Genomic DNA, 12,042 nt, shown 5'->3' on the forward strand with positions numbered 1-12,042 from the left:
ATGCCGACACAGACCCTCGTCGAACGACTCCGCGAGCATGCCGCCTCGCGTGCCGATCATCCGGCGCTGCGCTTCATCGAAGGCGACGATGTCGTCGACGAGCTGACATTCGCCGCGCTGGATCGACGCATTCGCGCAACGGCCGCACATCTGCAGGAGCTTGCCGGCGCAGGCGAGCGCGCCGTGCTTCTGCTGCCGAACGGTCCCGACTATGCCGTCGCGTTCTACGCGTGCCTCTATGCCGGGGTCATTGCCGTGCCGGCCTATCCGCCGGAAACCGGGAAGGAGCGTTACACGAGCCGGCTCGACGGCATCCTGCGCGATGCCGCGCCGCGGCTCATTCTCACCCAGGCGCGTCTGCGCGACGCCATCGTCGCTGCGTTCGGCGAGCCCAAGGCTCATGTTGTTGCCGTCGACGAGGTGCCGGTCGATGCCGCCGCATCCTGGCGCGAGACGGACTTGCACGGCGAAGCGATCGCGTTCCTCCAATATACGTCGGGTTCGACGTCGCAGCCGAAGGGTGTCTGCGTCACTCACCGGAACCTGGTCGCCAATGAGATCGCAATAGAGGCGGTGCTCGGCGGGACCAGGGATGACGTCTTCGTCAGCTGGCTGCCGCTCTATCACGACATGGGATTGATGGGCGGATTGCTGAATCCGCTGTTCACGGGTTTCACGGCGGTGCTGATGTCGCCGCGCAATTTCCTGGAGCAGCCGCGGCGCTGGCTCGACGCCATCCATCGCCACGGCGGCACCTGCAGCGGCGGGCCGGACTTTGCGTTCGCGCTCTGTGCGGACCGGATCTCGGACGAGGCGATCGCGTGTCTGGACCTCGGCCGATGGCGGTTCGCGTTCTCCGGCTCGGAGTTCGTGCGCCGCGCGACGCTGGATCGATTTGCCGCGCGCTTCCGGCCGGCGGGCTTCGATCCTCGCGCGCTGACGCCGTGCTACGGCCTTGCCGAGGCGACCTTGCTGGTGACGGCAGGCGACCGCGCGAGCCGGGCGGTTTGTCACACGCTCGATCCCGCAGCCCTCGCCGGCGGGCGCGTTGCGGACGCCGGCGAGGGCACGGATCTGATGGCGTGCGGCGCCGTGGCAGACGGCCACGCCGTGCGTATCATGAGGGTCGATGCGTCCGCCGGAGCCGGGACGAATGAGGTCGGCGAAATCTGGGTCGCAGGCCCGAGCGTCGCGCAGAGCTATTGGAACAATCCCGGGGCGACGCAGCAGACGTTCGTCGTTCGCGACGGCGCGCGCTGGCTGCGGACCGGCGACCTCGGCTTCGTCCGCGACGGCGATCTCGTCGTCACCGGCAGGCTCAAGGATCTGCTGATCGTTCGCGGCCAGAACATCTATCCATTCGATCTGGAGCAGGCCGTTGAGACCGAGGTGGCCTCGGTTCGGAAGGGACGTGTCGCGGCCTTCCCGGTCGAGATCGATGGCGTCGAAGGCATCGGCGTAGCTGCCGAGTTCAGCAGGGCAGTGCTGCGGCGAACGCCGGCCGACGTGCTGATCAAGGCGATCGGCGACGCGGTCATGCGGCAGACGCAGGAATATCCGGCGGTGGTCGTGCTGCTGAACCCGCAAGGCATGCCGCTGACCACCAGCGGCAAGCTGCAGCGGTCCGCCTGTCGCGCCAGGTGGGTGCAGGGCACGCTCGATAGCTTCATGGTGTTCGAGCAGCGACGCGAGGCGGCGGACCCATCGCCGTCCCCGGCGCTTGCGACGGCGACCGAACGCCGTCTTGCGCTGATCTGGCGGGATGTGCTCCGGCGCGAGACCGTCGATCGCGACGACGACTTCTTCATGCTCGGCGGCAACTCGGTCGCAGCCGCTCAGATCACGGCGATGGTGCGCGAGCAGTTCGGAATCGAGCTCGCGCTGCGCGGCTTCTTCGATGCGCCTACGCTCGCCGCGCTCGCAGAGCTTATCGATGCGGCCGGCGCGGACGCGAAAGTGCTCCCGCCGCTGCAGCCGGCACCGGCGGGCATACGCGAGCTGCTGTCTCCCGCGCAGGAGCGGCTGTGGTTTCTCTGGAGCATGGATCCGGCCGGCACGGCCTACACCATCGCCTGCACGGTGCATTTCGACGGCCCGCTCGATCAGGCACTGATGGTGCAGGCGCTGACCGAAATCGTCGCCCGCCACGAGACGCTGCGCACCACCTTCTCCGCCCCGGATGGCCGCGTCGTGCAGGTCATCCATGCGGCGCCGGACATTCCGGTCGCGGTCGAGGATCTGCGGCGCAGCCCGGCGGCGGAGCGCGCGTCGCGGGTCGCGGCGCGGACACGCGAGGAGCTGGCGCGGCCGTTCGATCTCATCAATGGCCCGCTGCTGCGCGCCGTGCTGATGCAGCACGCGGACGACCGCCACGAACTGCTGCTGTCGGCGCATCACATCGTCGCCGACGGGCTCTCGCTCGACGTGCTGCTGGCCGAGATCGCCGCGCTCTATGACGGGCTCCGGCGCGGGGCAGGGGCGCTGCCGCTGCCGTCCGCCGTCCAATATGCCGACTACGCCGCATGGCAGCGGGATTGGCTCTCCGGCCCCGAGGCCGCGCAGCAGCTCGCCTACTGGCGCGAGCGGCTCGGCGATGCGGATACGCCGCTCGCATTGCCGTTCGACCGGCCGCGCCCGCCTGTACCGAGCTATCGCGGCGACACCATTCACGTCGAGATCGCGCCCGATCTGGTGCTGAGGCTCCGCGCGCTCGCCAGGGAGCATCGCGTCAGCATGTTCATGCTGCTGCTCGCCGCCTATCAGCTGCTGCTGTTCCGCTACTCCGGCCGCTCCGACCTGCGGGTCGGCGTGCCCGTCGCCGGGCGCCGCCAGGCCGAGCTGGCGTCGCTGATCGGCTGCTTCGTCAATACGCTGGTGCTGCGGGCCGACGTGACCGACGGCATGAGCTTCGCCGAGCTGCTGGCGCGGGCGAAGGAGGAGGTCATTTCCGGGCTGGCGCATCAGGATCTGCCGTTCGACCGTCTCGTCGATGCGCTCAAGCCGACCCGATCCGGCGGCCACAATCCACTGTTCCAGGTCAAGTTCAACTACATGGACGCGCCGGCCGGATTTGCGCTCGGCGATGGCCTGCACGCCGAGCCGCGCATCGTCGATCTCGCCGGCTCGCATTTCGATCTCGCGCTCGACATCATCGACGGCCCAAAGGGCATGAATGCGAGCCTGAATTTCGCAACTGATTTGTTCGATGCGGCCACGGTCGAGCGGATCGGGAGCCAGCTCGTCGATTTCCTGCGGCAGATCGCGGCGGGCATCGACCGGCCGCTGCGCGACTTCGCAATCGCGCGAGACGTCAGGCAGGTCGTCGCGGCGGAGGTGAAGAGCTTCCCATCGATGGACATCCTCGATCTGATCGACGCTGCGTTCGCGGGCCGCGACGATCGGATCGCGCTGCGCCAAGGACAGGACACCGTCAGCGTCGCCGAGCTCGTGGGCTGGTCGGACCAGATCGCGCGCACGCTCGTTGCGGCGGGCGTCACGCATGAGACGCCGGTGGCGCTGTGGATCGAGCGGTCGCCGAGCTTCGTCGCGGCGCTGCTCGGCGTCTTGAAGGCGGGCGGCGCCGCCGTGCCGCTCGATCCGGCGTGGCCGGTGGCGCGTATTGACCGTATTCTTCACGATGGTGGCATCGACACCCTGATCGCGACCGGCGAATGCCTCGCTGCGGCGAGCGCGTTGCAATGCGTCGCGCTGGATGGCGAGTCGCGCAGCGATGCGTCTCGCGGCGAGTTCATTCGCCCGCGCGTTCATCCGGCGCAGACTGCCTACATCATCTACACGTCGGGCTCGACCGGCGCGCCCAAGGGCGTCGCCGTGTCACACGGTGCACTTGCCAACTATGTGCAGGCGCTATTGTCCCGGCTGCGGCCACGCGCCGACGCGAGCATGGCGATGGTCTCGACCGTTGCCGCCGATCTCGGCCACACCGTGCTGTTCGGCGCGCTCGCGAGCGGCGCAACCTTGAATCTTCTTCCGGCCGATGCCGCGTTCGATGCGGATGCGTTTGCGCAAGCGATGCGCGACGGCGAGGTCGGGATTGTCAAGATCGTGCCGAGCCATCTGCGCGGCCTGTTGCGGGCGCGGCGCTCGGCCGACGTTCTGCCGCGTGACGTGCTGATCCTTGGCGGCGAGCCGTGCGATCCCGGCTTGATCGAAGAGGTCCGCCGGCTGCGGCCGCACTGCCGGATCGTCAATCACTACGGCCCGACCGAGACGACGGTCGGCGTGACGACCCATGAGTGGACGGACGCCGAGGCCAAAGGTGTGCTGCCGGTCGGATTGCCGCTTGCCAACCTGCGCGCCTACGTTCTCGACGATACGCTGAATATCGTCCCGGCCGGGGTCACCGGTGAACTCTATGTGGGCGGCGCCGGGCTGGCGCGCGGCTATCGCGGTGCGCCTGGACAGACGGCCGAGCGCTTCATTCCCGATCCGTTCGGACCCGCAGGCGAACGCCTCTACCGGACCGGCGATTTGGTGCGCTGTGATCAAGCGGGCCGGATCGTGTTCCTCGGCCGGCGCGATGATCAGGTGAAGCTGCGCGGCTACCGCGTCGAGCCCGCCGAGATCAGCCGCGCGATCACATTGCTGAAAGGCATCGCCGATGCGGCCGTCGTGGCCCGCGCCGTCGATGCTGAGCAGGAGCGTCAGGAGCTCGTGGCCTATTGTGTCGCTGCGGCGGGCGTCGTGTTGCAGCCGGAGACGCTGCGGCAGCAACTCTCGGCGATGCTGCCGGACTACTTGGTGCCTTCGCGCATCGTCGTGCTCGACCGGCTGCCGCTGACCGCCAACGGCAAGCTCGACCGCGCGGCGCTGCCGCGGCCGGACGAGGACGCCGTGCTATCCTATGCCGCCCCGGCCGGCGCGGTGGAGGAGACAATCGCCGCGGTCTGGCAGGACGTGCTGGGCCGCGAGCGGATCGGCCGCAATGACAATTTCTTCGAGCTCGGCGGCGACTCCATCCTCAGCCTGCAGATCATCGCGCGGCTGCGCAAGCGCGGCGTCATGCTGACGCCGAAGCAGATGTTCGCGCAGCAGACGATAGCGGCGCTGGCCGGCGTGGTTGCGACCACCTCCGCGCCGGCCATCACGCCGCCGGCAGCAGCACGCAACGCAATGAACGCCTGCGCTGCGGAGCTGCTGCCGATCCAATTGCGCTTCTTCGCGGAGGATATCTCCAACCGCGATCACTTCAACCAGGCGGTGCTGCTGATCCCGCGGGACCGGATCGACTGGAGCGTGCTGCAGCGGGCGCTCGCTGCCGTCGTGGGGCATCACGATGCGCTTCGCATGACGTATCGGCAGGTCGCGGGTGAATGGCAGGCGGTGCCGTCCGACCTGCCTGCCGCGCCTGACCTGCTTTGGCTCCGCACGGCAGTCGAGCCGGCCGACATCAGCACGAACGCGTCGGCGGCGCAGGCGAGCCTGTCATTGGCATCGGGATCTCTGCTGCGCGCCGTCGGGTTCGACATGCGCGACGGCAGCCAGCGGCTGCTGATCGCCATTCACCATCTCGCCGTCGATGGCGTGTCATGGCGGATTCTGCTCGAGGATATCGCGTCGGCTTGCGAGCAGCTGACGGGGCAGGCGGGCGCCGTCAACCTGCCGCCCCAGAGCTCCACGCCGTCCTCCTGGGTGCAGCGACTGCGAGCGCATGCGGCCTCCGATCGGCTCGGAGACGAACTGCCGTTCTGGCTCGCGTCCTCCCGCGGCAGCGAGCTGCCCTGCGACGACGATCATGGTGGCACCGACGTCGAGGCCGACGCCGAGGAGGTCGTGCTGAACCTCGAGGCGGAGCTGACCGAACGGCTGCTCGATGCCGCGCCTGCGGCCTATCGCACGCAGGTCAACGACCTGCTGCTGGCTGCGCTGGCACGCGCGCTCTGGAACTGGAGCGGGATCGAAGGCGTCGTGATCGAGCTCGAAGGCCACGGCCGCGAGGATGTCTTTGCGGACGTCGATCTCACGCGGACGGTGGGCTGGTTCACGACCGCATTCCCGGTCCGTCTCGACGGCGGCAGCGAGACCGACGGCGCGCTCATCACCCGCGTCAAGGAGACGCTGCGCGCCGTGCCCGATCGCGGGCTCGGCTATGGAGTCCTGCGCCATCTCGGTGCGAAGGAGCATCGCGAGGCGCTGGCCGCGGTGCCGAACCCGCGCATCGTCTTCAACTATCTCGGCCGCTTCGATGGCCAGCTCGGCGCGTCGGCGCCGTACCGGATTGCGCCGGAAAACCCGGGACCGATGCGGGCCGCCGACACGCCGTTGCGGGTCTGGCTCACCATCAACGGCGAGGTACGTGACGGACAGTTGCGCCTCGGTTTCCGCTATGGCAGCCGGCGCTATCGGCGCGCGGCCGTCGAACGGCTCGCCGAGCTCTATCGGGCGGCGCTGCACGGTCTCGTCGATCATTGCCTCGGCGGCGTCGGCGGTCTCACGCCGTCCGACGTTCCGCTCGCGGGGCTCGATCAGGCGGCGCTCGACCGGCTCTGCGCGACGATCGACTGTCACTCCGTCGAGGACATCTATCCGCTGTCGCCGATGCAGCAGGGCTTGCTGTTCCATGCCCTGCGCGATGGCGCTGATGATGTCTATGTCAACCAGCTCTCGATCGAGCTCCGGAGCGTGACGCCGGCGCGGTTGCGTGCGGCATGGCAGACGGCGAGTGCGCGGCATGCGGTGCTGCGGACTGGATTCGTCTGGCAGCAATTGTCCGGAGTGGCCCAGCAGATCGTCTACCGTCATCTCGAGGTGCCCGTCGTCGAGGAGGATTGGCGCAGCCGTATTGCTGATGGGGTCGCGGCGGCGGATATCGAGGCGGCGCTTGCGGAGGCGGCACGGCGCGAGCGTGAGCTCGGCTTCGACATCACCCGGCCGCCGCTGCAGCGGCTGCGGCTGATCCGGCTCGGCGATGACAGGCTGTGGCTGATCTGGACGCATCATCACATCGTGATCGATGGCTGGAGCTCGGCGCGGCTGCTCGCAGACGTGCTGCAGCAGATCGGCGGCGCTGCGCCGTCGGCGGCGCAAGCCAGTTATCGCGACTACATCGCCTGGCTGCAGACGCGCGACCACGCGGCGGCCGTGGATTTCTGGCGCGAGACGCTGCGCGGCTTCGATGAGCCAACGCCGCTCGCCGACGCCTTGCGTGCGAGCCGCGCGATCGACGCTGCGAGCGGCCACGGCCGGCTGACGCTGTGCGTGGACGTCGATCTCGCTGCCCGCCTGCGGCGGTTCGCGACGCAGCAGCGCATCACGATGAATACGCTGCTGCAGGGGGCCTGGGCCCAATTGCTGCGGCAGTATACCGGGCAAAGCTCGGTCTGCTTTGGCGTGACGGTCTCGGGCCGCCCGGCCGAGCTTGCCGGCGCCGAGCACATGGTCGGCCTCTTCATCAACACGCTGCCGCTGATCGACCGCGCGCACCCGCAGACCGCGACCGGCGATTGGCTGCGAACCCTTCAGGCGCGGAGCGTCGCGGCGCGCGACTATGAGTGGCTGCCGCTGCACGAGATCCAGCGCCTCGCCGACAGGGCCGGGCAGCCCCTGTTCGACAGCCTGATGGTGTTCGAGAACTATCCGATCGATCAGGCGCTCACCGCGCGCAACGGTGCCGGGCCGCAGATCGGGCGGGTCGAACATGTGACGCCGACCAGTTATCCGATCGCCGTCATCGTGTTCGACGGACCCGAGGGCCTGCGCCTCGACTTCAACTACGATCGTGCGCAATTGGACGAGCACGCGATCCGACGGGTGAGCGCGTCGTTGCGGGACTGGATGATGCAGATTTCGTCGGATGCCGCCCGTCCGACCGGCAGCCTTCGAATGGTCGATGGGGAGGCGCTGGCGTGCGTCCTGCGCTGGAGCGGAGCTGCGATCGGCGAGACGTCACCCCGACCGTCGTCGATCGGCGCGGCGCCTAGCCTCGTGGCGCAGATCGAGGCGCGGGCGAACGCCGTCCCGGACGCGGTTGCGATCGTCAGCGGCGACCGCCGGATCAGCTACGGCGAGTTGAACGCGCGCGCAAACCGGCTGGCGCGGCGGCTGCAGGCGCGCGGGATCGGCGCCGATGTCGTGGTCGGACTGGCGCTGGAGCGCGACGCCGAGATGATCGTCGCGCTGCTCGCCGTGCTGAAGGCGGGGGCGGCCTACCTGCCGCTCGACCCGGATTATCCGGCCGAGCGTCTTGCTCACATGCTGAGCGACAGCGGCGCGAGGCTTCTGACGCAAGCTGGGCTGCAGGATCGGTTCGCGCTTGCGCTGGCCGATAGCGGAGCCGAGGCCTGGCTGCTCGATCGCGACGATGATGCGGGCGACGCCGACAATCTCGGCAGCACCATCCATCCGGAGAGCCTCGCCTACGTCATCTATACCTCGGGCTCGACCGGCCTGCCCAAGGGCGTGATGGTGCGTCACGGCGCAGTGACGAACTTCCTGGCGACGATGGCCGAGCAGCTGGGGATCGCATCCGACGACCGGGTGCTGGCATTGACCTCGCTGTCGTTCGACATCGCGGTGCTGGAGCTGTGGCTGCCGCTGACACGGGGCGCCCGGATCGTGCTGGCCGATCGCGCCTCGGCGCAGGATCCGACGGCGCTGAAGGCGATCGTGGCCAGGCACGGCGTGACCATGATCCAGGCGACGCCGTCGAGCTGGCGCATGCTGCTCGATCATGACGGGACCGCGCTGCCTCGTCGCTGTCGCGTACTCTGCGGCGGCGAGGCGCTGGCTCCCGATCTGGCACGGCGGCTCGTCGCGCTGAGCGGCGAGGTCTGGAACATGTATGGGCCGACAGAGACCACGGTGTGGTCTGCGCGCCATCGGCTCGATTCCAATGATCCCATGCCGGTGCTCGGTGGTCCGATCGGCAACACCACGCTCTACGTGCTCGACGCCAATCTCAATCTTGCGCCGCCCGGCGTGGCCGGCGAACTGTTCATCGGCGGCGAGGGACTGGCGCGGGGCTATTGGCGGCGCGCCGGGCTCGGCGCAGAGCGCTTCGTTCCCGATCCGTTGGGCGGTGCTGGTGCACGGTTGTACCGGACCGGCGATCTGGCGCGCTGGCGTGCCGATGGCACGCTCGACTATGTCGGCCGTGCCGATCACCAGGTCAAGATGCGCGGACATCGCATCGAGCTCGGCGAGATCGAGGCGCGGCTGCGCGCACTGCCCGGCGTTCGCGACAGCGTCGTGGTCGCGCAGGAGTTCGGCGGCGGGCGGCACCTGATCGGCTATGTCAGCAGTGACAGCACCCTCGACGGCGGCGACTTGCGCGCGATGCTCACGGCCATGCTGCCGGACTACATGGTGCCGTTGCGCGTCATCGTGCTGCCGCGGTTGCCGCTGACGCCGAACGGCAAGGTCGACCGCAAGGCGCTGCCGCTGGCGTCACAAGGCGAGGCGGGGGACGACTATCAGGCTCCGGTCGGTGAGATCGAGATCATCGTGGCCGGCATCTGGGCGGAACTGCTCGGCCTCGATCGCATCGGGCGGGACGATCACTTCTTCAGGCTCGGCGGCCACTCTCTGCTGGCGGTACGGCTGCTCAGCCGTGTCGCGCAGGAGTTCGGCACGTCGGTGCAATTGTCCGAGCTGTTCGCTCATCCGGAATTGGCGGAATTCGCGCGCGTCCTCTCGATCAGTCTGATCGAGCAGGAGTTCGCCGAAGGTGAGCTCCAGGAACTGATGACGGCGGAGCTATCATGAGCGGACAATCAGGACAGCCTCTTCTGCGTGACCTCGATCTGGAGACGCTGCGCCGGTTGGCATCGCGCGCGCGACAGCGCGGCCGCAACGCCGCCAGACGCGACACAAGCACGATCCCGATCGTCGATCGCGGGGGCCGGCTGCCGCTCTCCTTCGCGCAGCAGCAGCTGTGGCTGCTGGCGCAGCTCGATGGCGGAAGCGCGAATTATCACATCGACGTGGCGCTGCGGTTGCGCGGCCGGCTCGACATCGGCGCATGGCGCCGCAGCCTCGACCGCCTGTTCTCCCGGCACGAGGCGCTGCGGACGGTCTTTGTCGCCGAGGACGGCGAGCCGCGAATTGCGCTGTTGCCGTCCGACACCAGCCTGCCGCTGGAGATGCATGATCTTCGCGTCCGGCCGGACCGCGAGAAGCGGCTGGGCGACGTGCTGGATGAGTGCACGCGCGCGCCGTTCGATCTCGCTCGGGGGCCGCTGATCCGCAGCCATTTGATCCGTCTGGGCGATGATGATCATGTCCTTCTGCTCAGCCAGCATCACATCATCTCCGACGGATGGTCGATGGGCGTCATCGTCCGCGAGCTCTCGGCGCTGTATGCCGCCTTCGTCGCAGGCGGCAATGATCCGTTGTCGCCGCTCGCGATTCAGTATCCGGACTATGCAGCATGGCAGCGCCATTCGCTGACGGCAGATCGGCTGCGGCGGCAGCTCGATCATTGGACCGCCGTGCTGCGCGATGCGCCATCCTTGCTGACATTGCCGACCGACGGTGGGCGTTCTGCGCCGCGATCCAACGCCGGTGCCGCGGTGCCGGTGGAGATCGACGACGGTCTATCGGCCGACATCAGGCGGCAGGGCCACGCGCTCGGCGCCACCCCGTTCGTCATCGTGCTGGCGGCCTGGGCCATCGTGCTGTCGCGGTTGGCGGGCCAGCAGGATCTCGTGATCGGCACGCCGAGCGCAAATCGGATGCGTTCGGAGCTCGAAGGCCTGGCCGGCTTCTTCGTCAACATGCTGGCGCTGCGGCTCGACCTCTCGCATGGTCCCGCTGTCGCCGAGCTGATCGACCGCGTCAAGACGGCGGTCCTCGCGGCGCAGGATCATCAGGATCTGCCCTTCGAGCACCTGGTCGAGGCGCTCCAGCCGCCGCGGCATCCGGAATACACGCCGGTGTTCCAGGTGGTGTTCGCGTGGCAGAGTAACGATGTCGGCTCGTTCGCACTGCCCGGCCTGGCGGTCGAACGCCTTGCGATCGAGCAGCACAAGATCAAGTTCGATCTCGAGCTCGATCTCAGCGAAAGTGGCGGCCGCATCACTGGCAAGCTCAACTACGCGACGGCGCTGTTCGACGCCGATACCGTACAGCGCTATCGCTTCTATCTGCTGGCTGCGTTGCGCGCCATGGTCGCCGACACCAGCCAGCCGGTCGATCGGATCGAGCTGCTGCCGGCCGAGGAACGTGCGCTGCTGCTGGATGTCTGGAACCGGACGCAGTCGTTCACGCCAGCCGACTGCTGCATCCAGGAGCTCGTCGCAGAGCAGGCGCGCCGCCGCCCCTCCGCCGTGGCGCTGGTGCATGGCGCGGTCAGCTTGAGCTATCGCGAGCTCGAGGAGCGCGCCAATCGCCTCGCGCATCATCTCGTTGCGCTGGGCGCCGGTCCGGACCGGCTGGTCGCGATCTGCCAGCAGCGCGGCATCGATGCGATCGTCAGCGTGCTCGCGGTTCTCAAAGCGGGAGCGGCCTATCTGCCGCTTGACCCTGCCTATCCGCCGCAGCGGCTGCGCGAGACCGTGGCCGATGCCCAGCCGACGCTGCTGCTCTGTGACGGTGAGAGCGCCAGCACGCTCGGCAGCGTGGCGCACCCTGTGATCGATGTGGAAAGCGATGCGCCGGCCTGGAGCGGGCTGCCGGAGAGCGCACCGGATGTTGCTGCCCGTGGCCTGACGCCGCGCAATCTCGCCTATGTTATCTACACGTCGGGCTCGACCGGACAGCCGAAGGGCGTGATGGTCGAGCACCACGGCCTGGTCAATCTCGCGCAGGCCCAGATCGGGCTGTTCGACACCGGTCCGCACAGCCGGATCGTGCAATTCGCCTCCTTCAGCTTCGACGCAAGCGTGTGGGACATCGTCATGGCGCTTTGTGCCGGTGCCGAGCTGCATCTGCTCGGAAGCCGCGAGCATCGCGACGCGGCGGAGCTGCTGAATTATCTCGTCGAACATCGCATCACCCACGCCACCTTGCCGCCCGCGATGCTGCAGGGCCGCTCGGACCTCGCCCGGCTCTCCGGGCTCGAGGTGCTGGTTCTCGCCGGCGAGT

The 12,042-nt window shown here is 68.5% G+C and carries 2 protein-coding genes (1 of these 2 cut by a window edge); both read left to right on the forward strand.

Translation table 11 applies throughout. From position 1 onward, the window contains the following. Positions 1-9,723 (forward strand): non-ribosomal peptide synthetase, encoded by a 9,723-nt coding sequence (locus QX070_RS23540; RefSeq protein WP_315739516.1) that lies wholly within the window; start codon positions 1-3, stop codon positions 9,721-9,723. Continuing rightward, positions 9,720-12,042 carry the start of a non-ribosomal peptide synthetase gene (locus QX070_RS23545; RefSeq protein ID WP_315739517.1) on the forward strand. 4,277 nt of this gene lie beyond the right edge of the window, so only the first 2,323 of its 6,600 coding nucleotides appear in the window; its start codon is at positions 9,720-9,722; its stop codon lies off the right edge, out of view. Before QX070_RS23540 ends, QX070_RS23545 begins: the two co-directional genes overlap by 4 nt.

This window comes from Bradyrhizobium sp. SZCCHNR1093, assembly GCF_032381175.1.
GTDB lineage: Bacteria > Pseudomonadota > Alphaproteobacteria > Rhizobiales > Xanthobacteraceae > Bradyrhizobium.